The sequence below is a fragment of the Acidianus manzaensis genome, assembly GCF_002116695.1.
In the GTDB taxonomy this organism is placed as follows: domain Archaea; phylum Thermoproteota; class Thermoprotei_A; order Sulfolobales; family Sulfolobaceae; genus Acidianus; species Acidianus manzaensis.
In genome coordinates this window covers 880,256-895,512 of sequence record NZ_CP020477.1, presented here as the reverse complement: position 1 = coordinate 895,512, position 15,257 = coordinate 880,256, and the positions used below count along the sequence as shown (strand labels likewise).

The window sequence follows — 15,257 nt, the reverse complement described above, 5'->3', positions numbered from 1 at the left end:
TCATCCACCTTTTTGAAGAACTGAATAAAGCATTGCGACCATTGTTTTATCAGATGCAGGACATCCAGGAACTTCATAGACTTTCTTATTTAATACTTCACTAACTCCTAAGCCTCCTACTTCCCTTATAATTCCACCATTAACAGCACAAGAACCTACAGCAACTATGGCTAAAGCTTTTTCTGATAATCTAGTTAATAATTCCTTACACGTTAATCCTCCAAAATTACAAAGTTCATCATTTTTAGGAATAGCGCCTTCTACCACTAGAATATAATTGTCAGAATTCAAAATGTCGTTAAGCATTTCTTTCCCAGCCTTTTCTTCTGCAATGATAGAAATTAGCTTGACCGGTGAAGAATGGAAAAATAATTCGTCTATTCCCTCGCATCCTGATTTTAAAATCATCACTGTTTCTCCAGAACACGACTGAGCTTCTATCCAAACTATATTATGTTTAAGAATTTCTTTAAGTGCTTCACAGTAATCCATATAACATTATACTTTCAGTTACTAAAAAAAGTTATTTGAAATCTTCATTAGTAAATTATTTACTAGAAAGACATTTAAAGGAAAAATATATAAAAAGATTATTATTTAAAGAAGAAAATCTAAATAATTTTTATTAGTTAGGTTAACGAAACGTCATAGATTAAAAAAGTTTTTAATATGAGTTAAATATATCAAAATAAAAAATAGTAATAGGAGATTCACGTTAATTTTATAATGTCTTTTACGTTATTTTTGGTCTTTTATGCCGTTATCTTTTTTGTTTTTTTTCAGTGTAAACAGTTTCAATAATTTGTTACTATTTACTAAAAACTATCTACTACCTTATAATGCTTTAGCTAACTACAAAAATGGAATTTAATAATATAAGAAATAAATTGTTAATCTCTATAGTATGTATATTGTTTCTAAAAAACCTCTTATTGCATGACTTCTTGTTGAGAGTACGATATACGTTTGCTTTCAGATTCTATAAGAGATTTAAGACTCTCTCCTATTAGTTTAGCATATTCTCCATGAGAGTGCTTTATTATATCGTCAACTAATTTAGGAGTCCAATTCAGTATATGATTTATTATGAACGCATTCGCCTTCTTTTCTTCCTTAATAAAGAATAAATAAGATACAAATTCCATTTCTGTTGCAATATGATCAGGCAATTGCTTCTGAGGATATATTCCATATTTCAAGTATTCTTCTAAAACTTCTTGAGCAGACTTCCCATAAATTGTCTTTTCCATATACCAAGATTCGTATGGAGGACATTTCACATGCTTAAAGTCATTTATAAAACATGATGTGAATTCTGTGGCAAATTTATCATAATCCTTGTCTATAATTTCAATAATATTTTTAATTTTAGAATAATAATCTCTATCACTAATTCCTTCTACTAAACCTTTAATTCTGTCTACATATCTTGGACTTAGAAATAAGTATGCATATATTTTATAATCTATCCAGCTCATTTAACTCACCTTCTTAGGCTTAAATTTAGCTTCAAATCCAAATTTCTTTTGAAATGAATATTCTGCCCTATGCTTAGGACACCTTTCCAACCATTCATCATCTACACAGTTATTTCCTCCTTTCTCTTGCATAATCTTTTTAACATGATTCAGGCTTTTTCTAGAACCTACTGGAACTCCACAAACTCTACATCTAACTAACTCGTCTTCAAAAACGGTTTTAATATTACGACTAAAATCTTTACTTTTGGTTACTCTGATAATTTTGCCCTTCTGATTTAATATACTCATAATCTTATTATCGCCATTAGAATTAAAAGTATTAGCTTTTTGAGCACAAGATTCTGGACACACATTTTCACAAACGTTACAGCCTATACATGTAGTAGGATTAAAGGCAATTTTTTCTGTATTAGTATCACGTATTAATTTCAACGCACTTGTAGGGCACCACTTTACGCAACTTTCACATATAGTGCATGAATTATCAATGTCAACGTTAAACTCAATATAAGGTAAGTCCTCTTCTTTTTCTATTATCTCTTTTCTAGCTTCAGCTTTATTGTAAAAAGTCTTGCTGGTAACGTTCAATTGTTTGATTTCTTTACTTTCAATTGTCAATAAGGGAGAAGTAAAACTTATTCCTCCAATTTTATTATTTAACTCAGTAATTAGTTCAGTGAAAGTCTTTAAATTCTTTTCTAATTCGCATCCAGGACATTCAAAAGTTAATTTTCCACTGCTTCTTAAAAGCGTTATATCTACTTCTGATAACATTGCTAAACAAGGTATTTTTATCCCATTACTCTTATCATTTTTATAACATGTAATTTTTTTGTCTCCTTTTATTTTAGCTAATTCAAAAATAGATTGCTGTGAAACTGAAGGAAATTGAAGAGCACTAACTGGACAGGAAGCAACGCATAATCCACATGCAGTACATTTATCATAATTTATTAAGACGCCGGTTTTCTTATCTACAGTTATTGCATTATAAGCACATGATACTTCACAAACATTACATGCTCTATATAACCAATTACAATAAGTATTTATGTAAACTGGTTTATCTATTTTTTCCTTTCTTTTCTTTATTTTGCCTGTAAATAAATCTCTCCTGTTGATAGCTTCCGATTTTTCTTCAATTAATGCTAAGTCAGAAGTCCACGCATTTTCTAGTATAACTTTATTATATTCCAACTCTTCTTTTGAGTCTTTATCAACTATTCTTATTAGAATAGGATCTAACTCTGCCTCTTTTATTGCTTCTTTATATATCTGTAAATGTTTATCATCATTTTTGCCTAATATTATGATTGCCTTAGAAGATAGTTCTTTTAATTCTTTGGCTAATTCACTAGAATTAATATCATCAGGAGGAGAAAAAACTTTAACTTGAAGTCTTATCAGAGGGTTTGGATTTAAAAAAGATTCAGTCATTTATATCACTTAAATATCCAAATATGTTTTGGTTTCTCTTCTTCCTCTAATGGTAAAATTAAAACTCCTAAAGTATAAAATCCTAAAAGCAATAATACTGAACCCGTAAACCATACTATATCATAGAATGAAATATTAAAAGGCAATAATGTCCATAAAGGTCCATGATTAAATACGCTTCTTAATTCATATACCCAATTAGAGTTTGATGGAGATATTGGAGAAATAGTATAATACCATGTTATAGATTGAGGCAATATGTCTGCTAATGTAATTATAGAGAACATACCAAGTAATGAGAATATTGAAGAAGCAAATAATGCCTTTGCATTTCTCTTCGCATAAGCTATACTATATAATGCTAAAGGAATTATAATGCCCGATAAAACTATACCTATCCAGAATGGTATAGAATAAACTCCAGTTAATAGTAAGCTAGCCCATGGAGACGTTTCTTGATTAGTTGCAGTTAACCAAATCCACCATAGCATTAGAAAACCTATTGCTATAGTAGCTAGAACTCCATCTCTTCCTAAAACCTTATACATATTTTCAGGAGGGTCTTTTGCTTCAACTTTCTCTTTTTTAGACATTTTACCGTAAATTACACTCACAAACGAAATCATTGAAATGCCAGCATAAAATGATAATATAACTAACAAGATTGACATAAATGGGCCAAATTCATCAACCCATGTCGATAAGTAACCAAAAACAGAGCCTAAATTAGCGTCTAATATTACTTCAGCTACTATAGCATAGCCTACAATCACTGCAATAATACTTACAACTATTTTTAGCATTCCAGGAATTTCTATCTTCAACTCACTTGAAAGCCAGCCTAAAAATCTACTTAATGGATCTTTTTTGTTTTCTAATTTTATTTTCTCTCCTATTAATGCAAGAATCTCTGCAATTATTCCTATTCCAACTAAAGCATATAAGACGCCGTTCCAAGCTATCCTGGAAGTATCCCTAAATGATAGGTAAATATACATAGCCTCACCTGGCTTATATGTAGATGCAAACACCATTATCCAACCAGGTATAAGGACAGCTAACGCTAGCCATTCATTTCTTAAAGATATCTTATGAAATGGATTATCCTCTTTATGATTTTTATTAAATATCTCATATAATGAATTATATGAACTTACACCAGTTCCTATAATTCCAAAGAACATATAGCCAATTACTAGTAATCCCCATGGTATAGGAGCGTTATTTGGCTCAGTAAACGTCACTTTTCCATTAAACCAACCTATAGGATTAAAACTCATTCCATAAAATAATATACCCCCACCTATTAGGATAAATACTATAGTCCAAGCTAGTAAAATTTTATTCATGAATTTCCACCCCTACCTAGTTGTCTATTAAAAACGTAAAATACTTTAGGTTGTACATTCAATTCTGGATTTAACACTACAGCTTGTCCAGTATTAACTAAAACACTCACTTCACTATTAGGATCATCTAAGCATCCAAAAACTCTAGCTCCTCCAGGACATGTTCTTACGCATGCTGGCGTATTAGTACCATCTGGAGCAGTACCATAACAGAATGTACATTTATCTACATGAGGAACAACATGAATTGTATTATCTCCGTAATATTCTTTAGCTTTTTGTATATCTTCATAAGTGTAGAAGTATCTAGCTCCATAAGGACAAGCTTCTACACAATATAAACATCCCATACATTTGTACTCATCTACAACTACAATACCTCCTTGAACTATCTGAGTAGCACCAGTTGGACACACATAATAGCATGGCGGATTTTCACATTGCATACATAGTCTTGGTACAAACATTCTTTGAACATTAGGATATTCTCCTAGCTCTAAGTCCTCGACATGAGTCCTAAATAAGTCTTCCCAAAACGGTGTTTGATTTTCTAATGTGCAAGCTGCTACACATGCGTCACATCCTAGACATTGATCTACTCTTACTACGAATCCCCACTTTTCACACTGCTTTGAATTACCAAATTGCGTATATGGATTTACAATTTGATTTTTATCTAATATATTTGAATTATTTGAGGACATAAATATCACCTCTTCAATTTATAATGAAGAAAAATTACCTTGAGTTGTAAATGTATTCCATTGACTTTGAGATTCTGATGTATTTTGTGAAACTGAAGTTTGTGCTGGCGTGGTATCTTCAGTCTGTACAGATGCTAACTGTGTAGCCTCATTAATTTCATCTTGAGTAGCTTTTCTAACGTAAACAGTAAATTGTTCTGATTGTCTAAATCCACCTAATGGATTATAACTTGGTGGCCATAATTCTGATACTGGTTTATTACCAGCTTCTGAAACAGCTTTTATTGATGTAGTTAATGCAGGATTTCTCTGCCCATATGGTTCTGGTACTCCTATAGTATCTGGTCTTATCCACGAAGTTATATGAGCCTTCATAACAAGTTTAGGAATTGTACCGTCTTGATTAGGTAATTTCCATCTTTCTATAGCAATCCAATCTCCTTCTTGAATTCCTAATTGTGATGCAGTATTTGGATGAATCCATGCTCTTTGTAGAATATCCTTATGATAACTGTCAGATGCAATAGACATCAGTAAAGGATTATCTGTACTTGATGTATAGGCGAATTGTGGTACCTTATATTCTATGTAAAACATTTCTGGTGGTGTAGGTTTAAAAGTTGGATCATTATAAGGTGCTTGTGGTGTAACATATACTCCAGGCTGTACAGCATAACCGCTATTCCAATTCGGAGGTACTTCGGCAATTATAGGATCAAATATTGGATCATAACCGTAGTTTTGTATAACATAATAATAAAGAACAGTTGAATACACTTCTATTCTTCCTGTAGGTGTTGCTGCTGGTAAATTCCATGGAATACGTTGATTATTGTTAAAGAACTCATCAACAGTATTTATTATAAATACTCCGTTATTTCTTAATATTTTAAGGATCTGATCTTCTGGTATATCTAATTGCTGAGAAAGATATGATACTTCGGCACTTCTCCATGCGTCTGCAGTAAAACTTCCCCAAGGAGGATATCCGTTATTTTGCATTAGATACTGCTGATATTTTGGCATTTCTTCTTGAATAACTTGTTTAAAAACTTCTTTATCTATATTGTGAGAATTAGCCATCCACTCAACATAAGAGTTACCTGCTTGTTGTCCGAGCATGTATGCAAACATTACGAACAAATCTAATCCATTTGCAGTATTAGGCCATACAATTGGAATAGCCTGCCATCTACCTCTTATTGCGTAGTCCATTGCTGGTCCGTCATATCTAAAATCTTCATCTCTTTCTAAATAAGATACGTCCGGTAAGATTACATCTGCATATAGACTTGCTTCTGTAGGAAGAATATCTATCATAATATAGAATGTATTTTCCAAAATCTGCTTATATTGATCCCATTTGAAATTAAATGGAGACCCTCCCCATGACATAGCTACTTTTGGTTTGTATTGCTGTCCGTTCCATAATACTTGTCCTTTATAGGCTTCATAAGCTCCAGTATCTACAAATAGTGCAAATGCTGCAGCTGGCTTCTTTCCTTGTTGTTTTAAAGTCTGATTATACGCATACCAAAGTGATGGATATCCAGTGCTCCAGAAGCTTGGATTATTATATGCATAAATTATAGCATATATTGTTAATAGTTCTCCAGGTAAATCTAGTAAAGGTACTTTTGATAATATTTCTGGCCTCTGTAATAAAATTCCCGGTTTCGATTCTCCGTTTTGAATAGCCTCATTATAAGCGTTCACTGTACTAATTACTCCTTCCCTATAAGCTCCTGAGTATACCCATCCCCCTCTTATATCAATATTTCCTGTTAAAGTCATTATAATTGCTATGGCTTTTCTAAATTGTGGTGCTTGATCTGACCAGAATCCTTTTAGTCCAGTAATTATAGTCATTGGTTTCATAGTACCTATTCTAAATGCTAATTCTTGTAATTGGCTTAATGGAACATCAGCTACTTGAGATGCATATTCTAAAGTATAACTACTAACATCCTGGGCTAAGAACTGGAAAACTGTTTGGACTTGTTGCCCATTAAATGTTAAATTTTGAGGGGCATTTAACGCAGGTTTAATCAAATTTCCATTTATATCAGTTTTGTTGGAATTACTAAACGGTGGAACTTCGACTATTTGACCACTAATTTCATCGTAAACGTAATAAGCTTTTACAGTGCCATCAGAATAATCATCTTCTAAAAGTTTAACCACTCCATTCTCTTCATAAGCTAAAAACGGAGAATCAGTATAATATCTTACGAAGTCAGCATCATAGTAATTATTTTGTATTAAATAATTAATTATAGCCATTGCAATATAGATATCAGAACCAGGCTTAGCCGGTATCCATAAATTTGCCTTAGATGCAGCTTCTCCCATTCTAGGATCTATAGAAATAACATAAGCGCCATTTGCTATTCCTTCACCAAATCTTACAGCTCTATTTACGAATATGCCAACAGGAAAAGAGCTTGATCCCCATGCGATAATCAATGAAGAATTAGTCATGTCATCCATTACATCAGTAGCATGAAGATCAAATCCACCTATTACGAATCCAACTGGTTGCTGTAATGAGAACATACAAGATTGCATTGGCGTACCATTTATATTGGGCATTTGTGTACCTAATGTAAAAGGAATAAATTGCCTCTTATAGTTTGCACAAGGAAGTGCTCCTCCAATTAGAAGAAATTCGTAGGGTTGGACATTTAGTTCTTTCATTTTTTGCTGAATATAATTAAACGCTTCTTCCCACGTAGCTTCTTTAAATGACCACGTTCCTTTAGGTCCAGTTCTAATTAATGGAACTTTTAATCTATCTACATTATATGTTCTAAAAATTCCAGATCTTCCTCTAGGACATATTTTTCCTTTATTAAGAGGAGATAGAGGATTACCATCAATTTCAGTTGCTCTAATATACCCATTTTTATATTCTGTCGAAACTAGTATATCGCATGTTGATGAACAAAACGCGCATACGTTAGGTATATAAGAGTATTGCCAACCTGGTTGAAGTTGTTCATCATCAACAGGATCAGCTTGAGAGAATATGGCAAAATTATATTTATTAACTAAATACGCTACTCCTGCAGCAACAGCTACTGTTCCAGTTAATTTCAGAAAACCTCTACGGGATAGCCTAAATTCGTTCTTCATATACTTTCACATGTTTTTATATCTTTCATTATTATTATATTTAAAATCAATAGGCTTTCCTTAGTGAACGTTTAAGTTAGTTAATTAAGACTTGACGAAAATAAGAAGATTTTCAGTCTAATAGGATAAACACTTTTTAACAATATTAAGTTTAATTAACTTTTTGAATATTAGTTATTAAGGTAGAGTCTCTATCATAACTAATTAATTTATTGCTTCTATCATAAAATAATATATTTAATCTTTTAAATATTTTGTACTTAGTTAAATAATTGAATACAATCTATTTTACAAGAGAAAACTTTATTTAATAATAAAAAGAATTAGTCATGATAGACTATGGCTCAAACTACAATAGACGAAACTCAAAAATTCTTACCAATAATAAGAGTAACTTTAGGTTGGATGTTCTTCTCTGCATTTTTGAGAAGAACAGTTAACGTTCCAGCTAAACTTAATCCTAGCAGTTCTGCATATGTAGGAGGAAAACTAATAACTTTCTTACCTCATGCATGGAGTCCCGTTAAAGGAGTATTAGTGACTGTTTTAGAAAATCCTAGTTTACTATATGATTTTTTGATTGTGTTTACGGCTTTAGAAGCAATATTTGGATTATTTATGATATTAGGTTTCTTAACTAGATTATCTGGATTAGTTTTAGCAGGTTTAGCATGGGGTATAGGAGCTGGTGGGGGTTGGTTAGGTACTACATGTGTTGACGAATGGCAAATAGCTGCAGTGGAAGGAGCAGCTGCATTTATGTTTATCTTTACAGGAAGCAAATGGCTTTCGATTGATCAGTTAATTTTCAAGAATTCCAAAGGTATTAAGATCTGGAAATATTATATTCCATTATGGTGATAAAAATGAATGAAAAAGTATTAGTTGCAATTCTTGCAATGCTTATTGCTACTGGAGTCACTTTTGGACTTTATCAGATAAATTTTCAAGGATTTACTCATTTAACTAACTATTCTAAAACTCCAGGATATTCATTATCTGGTACTAGGCTCTATCAAAATGGTACATTATTCCTGCAAATTTCACGTGTAGATGGACCAGATACTTATGGAGGATTTATAGTTCTAGTTCAAATATTATATCCTAATGGGACAATATATTATCAATGGACTGGACAACAACTTGGTCACATACCGACAAATGACATAAAAAACGAATTCTCATTACATCCATCAAAAGCTATTAAGATAGGCAATTACGGAGTAGGAATTGAAATACCATTAGGTCAGAACTCTACAATAATATTGCAAACGCATCCTCTTCAGCCTGGAAATTATATAATCAGAGTATGGGATGCTGATGGTCAAGACTCAGCTTATGGTATGAAATTCCAAATAGAAGTTCAAGTATCTTAATAAGATAATTTTTTAATAATTTTTTTGAGAAACTATAATTTTTAAGTTAATTGACACTAGATAATAGATCTGGTTATTTCTCTTTATATATAAAAGAGTAAATTCGTTGTCAAGTATAGAAATTAAGTCTAGAAAGTTTCTAACATAATAGATTGAAGATACAATAAGAACTATCTTGAAGTATAAACTGATAGTTCCTATAATTCAAATATTTAAATGAATTAGAGTCTATAATTATATATTTTCTCTAAAAAGTATGGAAAGTAGATCTTAGTTATATATTTTATAAATATTTTTTATCTTATTTTTATGAAGTAAGTATAAACTGTTTTTATGAACACAAATTTAAACAAAAGTATGAAAGAATATCAGCTTGAAAGATATCTCTGAGAATTTATACTAAGTAGACTTTTATTGCTTCATATTTAAGATACTAATTCTGAGAAGAATTTGAAGAATATAGTTAACGCATACAGTTATCATTATTAAAGGATTCTCTAGGATTACAAATGTTTATACAACTATTGAATTAGTTTCTGCACTGTATGATATGAAAAGACGATAATTAATTGATTTCAATTAAGAGTAATTTTTTATTGTTCTCAATAATTATTTATTTGTGTCAGTTGAGGCTACTAATGAGGAGCTAAGAGAGGTTTATGAGAATATACCTAAATCTTATGATGGAGCTAATAGATATATATCTTTTAATCAAGATGTGAGATGGAGAGCAAATTTAGTTAAAACTATTTTAAAATATTGTAGTTCTCCACTACTGATTTTAGATGTAGCTGGTGGAAAAGGTGAATTATCTTATGTGTTTAATAAAATATATGGCAAAAAGACTGAGATTATTTTAAGTGATTATGCAGTAAATATGTTAAAAATGGCTATAATTAAAGATGATAAAGTTTTAGCGTCTTTCGAAGCTTTACCTTTTAGAGATAACGCTTTTGATGTAGTAATGAGTAGTTTTGCTTTACACGCAGCGAACAATGTAGAAACTGTAGTAAAAGAAATGAATAGAGTGTCTAAAAAGATCGTAGGAATAATAGCTATGGGTAAGCCAGAAAATAGGATAAAAAGAATTTATCTAAGTATATACTTAAGATTTATAATGCCTTATATACCGATTTTTGCTGGTGGTAAGCCAAAAGATTACAAATATATTTATTATATCTATAGGAGACTGTTTACAAATAATTATTATAAAAACATATTTTACAAATATTTAGACGTTAAGGTTTATGAAGAGAAAGCGTTAAATCTCTTCTATTTCGTGGTAGGTTTTAAAAAACAAAAAAGTTAATAAAATATAGTTAATCTATTCATTTAGTATTTTCATTTATAATCAAAGAAAGACTAAAATTAATTTATTACTAATTATAATGAAATCTATTCTGACATTAAAAAAGAATCAAGTAGCGTATTTGAATAGAACTTAATTATCACATTTATTATAAAACATAACTAGTATGTGTAGCATTTGAGCACTTAACACTAATTCTACGAATAACCTAATTAAGAGAATAACCTTAATTTTGATACTCCATAAACTAAAGATGTTAAAATTGCTAATGCTATTATGAAAGTAGTTCTATAATTTCTCAGAGCTTAATAATTTAGACAAAGGAAAAAAAGTTATTATTTTTTAAAAAATTATTTTAATCATTTATATAGAAATTAATGATAATATTTTTTAGGAGATTTAATAAAACGATATAATATGGATAATGTTTCAAAAGTGCGTTTCAAGATAAAAAGATATAAAGAAGGGAAAAGCTGGTGGCAAAATTATGAGGTAGAAGTTGACAGATTCACCAGCGTAGTTCAAGTTTTGCGATATATTAAAGAAAACCTTGATCCTACACTTTCTTTTAGAGCTTCATGTCATATGGCTGTTTGTGGAAGCTGTGGGATGAAAATACAAGGCAAGCCTAAACTGGCTTGTAAAACACTAGTTTTACATGAAATAAATAAAAATAATGAAATAACTATAGAACCATTAGATATGAAAGTTATAAAAGATCTTATCGTAGATATGACTGATTTTTATGATAAAATGGAAAAGATAGACCCTAGAATAAGACCTCATGAAGAGGTTTTAAAAGGAAATTACGAACAAAGACTAAAGCCAGAAGATCAAAGAGAGTTATGGCAGTTTGCCCAATGCATTTGGTGTGGTTTATGTTATTCTGCATGTCCTATAACGAGAAGTAATAAGAATTTTTTAGGTCCTGCAGCCTTAGCCAAAGCATATGTGTTTATTGCAGATCCTAGAGATACTGAAAAGGAAAAAAGAATTAAAGTTATAAATAGTTTGGATGGCATATGGGATTGTAGAGTAGCAGGCAGTTGTTCTATAGTATGTCCAAGAAACGTAGATCCATCGCTAGCAATTCAAAAATTAAAAGCAATGGTGATATGAATGAAACAGTGGATAGAATTTGGATGGAATATAGAAAGGTATTTAGCACTTTTACAAATGGCAACAGGTTGGATAATCTTTGGATATCTAATATTTCACGTTATTTTTGTCTACGAATTAGCTAGGGGAATGGAAATAAATGATTCTTTCTTAATGCCAGTATTAGTTATCTTTGGTGCAATTCTAACTTTTCATATAACTAATGGAATCAGGATATTGCTTATAGAAACAGGATTTTTAATACCAAAAAACCATGGTGAAAGTTATTGGCTTAATTATAGATCACATAATCAGTACAAAATTATACTTATGATTCTTTTACTGGTCTCTTTACTAATATCTTATATGGCGATATTCAAATGAATGAGGCAAAAATTAGGCTTATATTTTACATATTTGGAATACTAGCAAGTATATTCTTAGCAATACACTTATCTATGCTATTTATAACTCCGATGAATTTTACTACTAGAACATCTACAAGAGTGATAAACAATGAGTTAGTAAATAAATGGTATGTCACATCATTATTACTTCTATTAGTATTTAGCTATTCTCATGCTACACTAGGATTAAGAAGAACATTACATAGCACTAAATTCTCAAAATATATTATAACTTTGCTTTGGATATCTCTTTTAGTTTTAATATATATTATAATTATATCTTGATATTACACTTTATATTTAAAATATTTTATTTTAATTTGATCTAGTTTTTATATTATACAATGTAAAACAGAGAATATGAAATAATATTCAACTAATAAGCTGACTAAAATACATTAATATGAAAAATTTTTAATCAAGTTTGAGAGATAAAGATATAAAATTGAAACTATATTGATCAAAAATATATATCAAAATCAATTATTAAAAAATTTATGCAATTATTATCTTTCCGTACATTCCCATTTCTGCATGACCTGGATATTCACACAAGTAATAGTAGTCTCCCGTGTTAATAAAATGAACAGTAAATGAAAATTCATAAGCCATTCCAGATTGATAATTTGCTGGTGGTAACATTGGAGACATGCCAAGTACATCCATTCTAATCTGCATCATTACATAGTAAGAATAAGGAGGACTTACTGGTGTTATTGCTAAATTATGATAATCTCCAGCGTCTAGATTAATTTGAGTAAAAGTTACTGTTGCACCTGCAGGTATTATTAATGTAGGATTAATCAGACCATATATAACATAGACATTATGAGAAGCGTAAGATGGAGGACTCATTCCAGTTAAATTAACTGCTCTATTATGACCCATAGATAGTACAATAATATTAATATTTGTAGAATTAAATACTATACTATCATTATTAGGAAACACTTTAGCGTAAGATGGAGGACTTCTCATTTCTGAAATTGCTTGATTCACAGAAATCTGTTGTTGATATATTGTTTCATATCCATTATAGTATCCCATCATATGATACATCCCTCCTCCATATCCCATCATTCCACCATGATATCCAGAATTATAGTATCCAAATTGACTTAATTGCTCGTTATAGTAATTATCAGATTCTTGAGAATACTCTCTAGGCAAATATACATTAAAGTAAGAATAAGCTATTACTCCTGCTATAAGTACTCCTAAAATTGCTATAAGAAATATAAAGTGTTTCATAAGTAAATATAATAAACAATATAGTATTAAATATTATCTCATATAATTACTATGGATTATCCCTTTACTGCATTTAAATAAATATCTTATACAATAGCTCAATATCTACGGATTAATTAAAATAAACTAGAAATATACGTTATATTTTCTCTGCTTTTTTCTGAATGATATTAAATATATCTCTTAATGTGATTATCTTTTTTACTCTTCCATGCTTATCCGTTTCTACTACTATATTTATCTTATTTCGCATCATCATAATAAACAAATCTAACGGATCTTCTTTTCCTGATATTGTTACTATAGTTTTATCCATAAGTTTATCTATTGTTATATTTTTACTATTTCTATATTTCACAGCTTTTTCATAAGTTATAATACCCACTGGCCTTTCATTATCATCTATAACTACTAACGAATTATAATCATTTCTTTCCATTACATTTAACGCATCTTCTACAGTAGCTCTTTCATTTATTATGACGTAATTCTTGATCTTAACTTCTGATGACATCAAGATATTGTTAGTATAATTCTTAAAAAATATTTCACCTAATTTTTTAAAAGAAAAATAATGTAAGATAATTTATGTATCAAATATTTTCTTTATAAAGGACTACTATTACCTCATTATAGAAACATTTAAATAAAAAGAAGAATGAAATGCTATCTTCGGTTTATAAAAAGTTATTTGTTAACATAATTTAATCTCATAGCTGTTTTTACTCCTTCCTTATATCCATATATACCAAATATTACAACAGAGATTATAACAAGGAAAAATCCTATTCCAAGACTATGAAGATTATGCACATGTATTGGCGTTATTATGTTATAAGTTAATAATGGAGGATATAATAAGATAGCTGTACCTCCTACTATAAATGCTAAACCACCGTACTCTAATACAGTTTTAGTTATTGTTTTTCCAACAACTGCTATTCCTTGATATGTTAAATTCTTCATTCTAGTTAACCATGTAGCGAATAAAGTACCAAACATTACTTGAGCTGTCATAGTACCTAAACCAAATAATGCTCCAGGTAACCATCCTAAATATGCATTAGGCATTGTTGGTGCTAAAACAGTGTATACTATTAATGCAAATGCACCAAAACCAAAACCAGCAATAAATCCATGAATTAAAGCTAATTTTACTGGTACTGGTTTAGTTAAGTCTTTTTCGTTTACGTAAGCTGGATTTATTTTGTGCTGTAACTCTTCTTCTTGATATTCACTATCCTTTTTATGTATACCAGTTGCTTCTCCTAATTTTTTCTCTAAATAATGCCAATGAGGATATCCCCCTTTTTTAGCTATATAAATTCCTGCTAAAGCCATAGCTAATCCAACAAATATATATGTTACACCAAATGCTGTAGTAGTCATAAATACTCCTGCTAATGCTAAATAAGCTAATTCTGATAAAATAGATCTTTGTAAAGTAAAGCCAGAAGAAAATACTAATCCAGTCTTAGCTCCTCCTTTACTGCTGAAAGTTCCAACAGAATACGAGAATGTTATTGGCCATGTATGTTCATCTGGCGTAACTCCATGTACTATTCCGAGCAAATATGCAATAACTAAAGCACTGGCAATATCAACGTTTTGTGGATTCCATAAATTTATGACTAACCAGTCAATCATAATATCACAATATAATTTGGGATACCCTAATATTTAAGCTTTATTCTATAAATGTTAAATATA

The 15,257-nt window shown here is 30.3% G+C and carries 15 protein-coding genes; 6 read left to right on the top strand and 9 right to left on the bottom strand.

Annotation, left to right across the window (positions count from 1 at the left end):
- From B6F84_RS04300 to B6F84_RS04275, 6 genes are all read right to left on the bottom strand, one after another.
- Nucleotides 1–492 carry an NADH-quinone oxidoreductase subunit B family protein gene (locus B6F84_RS04300; RefSeq protein ID WP_148691092.1) on the bottom strand — a complete coding sequence of 164 codons (492 nt, stop codon included), beginning with the start codon at nucleotides 490–492 and terminating at the stop codon, nucleotides 1–3.
- Between the two features lie 437 nt (nucleotides 493–929).
- Nucleotides 930–1,478: a TorD/DmsD family molecular chaperone gene (locus B6F84_RS04295; protein ID WP_148691091.1), complete on the bottom strand. Its 549-nt coding sequence runs from the start codon at nucleotides 1,476–1,478 to the stop codon at nucleotides 930–932.
- Nucleotides 1,479–2,918, bottom strand: a complete 1,440-nt coding sequence (locus B6F84_RS04290) for a 4Fe-4S dicluster domain-containing protein (RefSeq protein ID WP_148691090.1) — start codon at nucleotides 2,916–2,918, stop codon at nucleotides 1,479–1,481.
- A gap of 5 nt (nucleotides 2,919–2,923) precedes the next feature.
- Nucleotides 2,924–4,267 carry an NrfD/PsrC family molybdoenzyme membrane anchor subunit gene (nrfD, locus tag B6F84_RS04285; protein WP_148691089.1) on the bottom strand — a complete coding sequence of 448 codons (1,344 nt, stop codon included), beginning with the start codon at nucleotides 4,265–4,267 and terminating at the stop codon, nucleotides 2,924–2,926.
- A complete protein-coding gene (locus B6F84_RS04280; RefSeq protein ID WP_148691088.1) occupies nucleotides 4,264–4,971 on the bottom strand; it encodes a 4Fe-4S dicluster domain-containing protein in 708 nt (235 codons plus the stop codon). The genes nrfD and B6F84_RS04280 overlap by 4 nt, the downstream gene beginning before the upstream one ends.
- Nucleotides 4,972–4,989: 18 nt before the next feature.
- A complete protein-coding gene (locus tag B6F84_RS04275; protein ID WP_148691087.1) occupies nucleotides 4,990–8,106 on the bottom strand; it encodes a molybdopterin-dependent oxidoreductase in 3,117 nt (1,038 codons plus the stop codon).
- Between the two features lie 339 nt (nucleotides 8,107–8,445).
- On the opposite strand from B6F84_RS04275, the gene B6F84_RS04270 reads away from it, so the two are divergent.
- From B6F84_RS04270 to B6F84_RS04245, 6 genes are all read left to right on the top strand, one after another.
- Nucleotides 8,446–8,967 (top strand): TQO small subunit DoxD, encoded by a 522-nt coding sequence (locus B6F84_RS04270; RefSeq protein ID WP_148691086.1) that lies wholly within the window; start codon nucleotides 8,446–8,448, stop codon nucleotides 8,965–8,967.
- Between the two features lie 5 nt (nucleotides 8,968–8,972).
- A complete protein-coding gene (locus tag B6F84_RS04265) occupies nucleotides 8,973–9,482 on the top strand; it encodes a TQO small subunit DoxA domain-containing protein (protein WP_148691085.1) in 510 nt (169 codons plus the stop codon).
- A 619-nt stretch (nucleotides 9,483–10,101) separates the two neighbouring features.
- Entirely contained in the window at nucleotides 10,102–10,791 is a 690-nt protein-coding gene (locus tag B6F84_RS04260) for a class I SAM-dependent methyltransferase (protein ID WP_148691084.1), read from the top strand.
- A gap of 417 nt (nucleotides 10,792–11,208) precedes the next feature.
- A complete protein-coding gene (locus tag B6F84_RS04255; RefSeq protein WP_148691083.1) occupies nucleotides 11,209–11,910 on the top strand; it encodes a succinate dehydrogenase/fumarate reductase iron-sulfur subunit in 702 nt (233 codons plus the stop codon).
- Nucleotides 11,911–12,273 (top strand): succinate dehydrogenase/fumarate reductase transmembrane subunit, encoded by a 363-nt coding sequence (locus B6F84_RS04250; protein WP_148691082.1) that lies wholly within the window; start codon nucleotides 11,911–11,913, stop codon nucleotides 12,271–12,273. It abuts the gene before it with no gap.
- Nucleotides 12,270–12,581 (top strand): hypothetical protein, encoded by a 312-nt coding sequence (locus B6F84_RS04245; RefSeq protein WP_148691081.1) that lies wholly within the window; start codon nucleotides 12,270–12,272, stop codon nucleotides 12,579–12,581. The genes B6F84_RS04250 and B6F84_RS04245 overlap by 4 nt, the downstream gene beginning before the upstream one ends.
- A gap of 210 nt (nucleotides 12,582–12,791) precedes the next feature.
- Here B6F84_RS04245 and B6F84_RS04240 read toward each other — a convergent pair whose 3' ends face one another.
- The 3 genes from B6F84_RS04240 to B6F84_RS04230 all read right to left on the bottom strand — a co-directional run bounded on the left by B6F84_RS04240 (nucleotide 12,792) and on the right by B6F84_RS04230 (nucleotide 15,194).
- A complete protein-coding gene (locus B6F84_RS04240; RefSeq protein ID WP_148691080.1) occupies nucleotides 12,792–13,547 on the bottom strand; it encodes a plastocyanin/azurin family copper-binding protein in 756 nt (251 codons plus the stop codon).
- Nucleotides 13,548–13,686: 139 nt separating this feature from the next.
- Nucleotides 13,687–14,061, bottom strand: a complete 375-nt coding sequence (locus tag B6F84_RS04235) for a CBS domain-containing protein (protein ID WP_148691079.1) — start codon at nucleotides 14,059–14,061, stop codon at nucleotides 13,687–13,689.
- Between the two features lie 173 nt (nucleotides 14,062–14,234).
- On the bottom strand, nucleotides 14,235–15,194 hold the full coding sequence (locus B6F84_RS04230) for a hypothetical protein (protein ID WP_148691078.1): 960 nt from the start codon (nucleotides 15,192–15,194) through the stop codon (nucleotides 14,235–14,237).
- Nucleotides 15,195–15,257: the final 63 nt, after the last annotated feature.

Excerpts from the sequence above, each read along its gene's own strand:
- B6F84_RS04300 (WP_148691092.1), bottom strand. The coding sequence starts at position 492 with ATGGATTACTGTGAAGCACTTAAAGAAATTCTTAAACATAATATAGTT.
- B6F84_RS04295 (WP_148691091.1), bottom strand. The coding sequence starts at position 1,478 with ATGAGCTGGATAGATTATAAAATATATGCATACTTATTTCTAAGTCCA.
- B6F84_RS04290 (WP_148691090.1), bottom strand. The coding sequence starts at position 2,918 with ATGACTGAATCTTTTTTAAATCCAAACCCTCTGATAAGACTTCAAGTT.
- nrfD (WP_148691089.1), bottom strand. The coding sequence starts at position 4,267 with ATGAATAAAATTTTACTAGCTTGGACTATAGTATTTATCCTAATAGGT.
- B6F84_RS04280 (WP_148691088.1), bottom strand. The coding sequence starts at position 4,971 with ATGTCCTCAAATAATTCAAATATATTAGATAAAAATCAAATTGTAAAT.
- B6F84_RS04275 (WP_148691087.1), bottom strand. The coding sequence starts at position 8,106 with ATGAAGAACGAATTTAGGCTATCCCGTAGAGGTTTTCTGAAATTAACT.
- B6F84_RS04270 (WP_148691086.1), top strand. The coding sequence starts at position 8,446 with ATGGCTCAAACTACAATAGACGAAACTCAAAAATTCTTACCAATAATA.
- B6F84_RS04265 (WP_148691085.1), top strand. The coding sequence starts at position 8,973 with ATGAATGAAAAAGTATTAGTTGCAATTCTTGCAATGCTTATTGCTACT.
- B6F84_RS04255 (WP_148691083.1), top strand. The coding sequence starts at position 11,209 with ATGGATAATGTTTCAAAAGTGCGTTTCAAGATAAAAAGATATAAAGAA.
- B6F84_RS04250 (WP_148691082.1), top strand. The coding sequence starts at position 11,911 with ATGAAACAGTGGATAGAATTTGGATGGAATATAGAAAGGTATTTAGCA.
- B6F84_RS04245 (WP_148691081.1), top strand. The coding sequence starts at position 12,270 with ATGAATGAGGCAAAAATTAGGCTTATATTTTACATATTTGGAATACTA.
- B6F84_RS04240 (WP_148691080.1), bottom strand. The coding sequence starts at position 13,547 with ATGAAACACTTTATATTTCTTATAGCAATTTTAGGAGTACTTATAGCA.
- B6F84_RS04235 (WP_148691079.1), bottom strand. The coding sequence starts at position 14,061 with ATGTCATCAGAAGTTAAGATCAAGAATTACGTCATAATAAATGAAAGA.
- B6F84_RS04230 (WP_148691078.1), bottom strand. The coding sequence starts at position 15,194 with ATGATTGACTGGTTAGTCATAAATTTATGGAATCCACAAAACGTTGAT.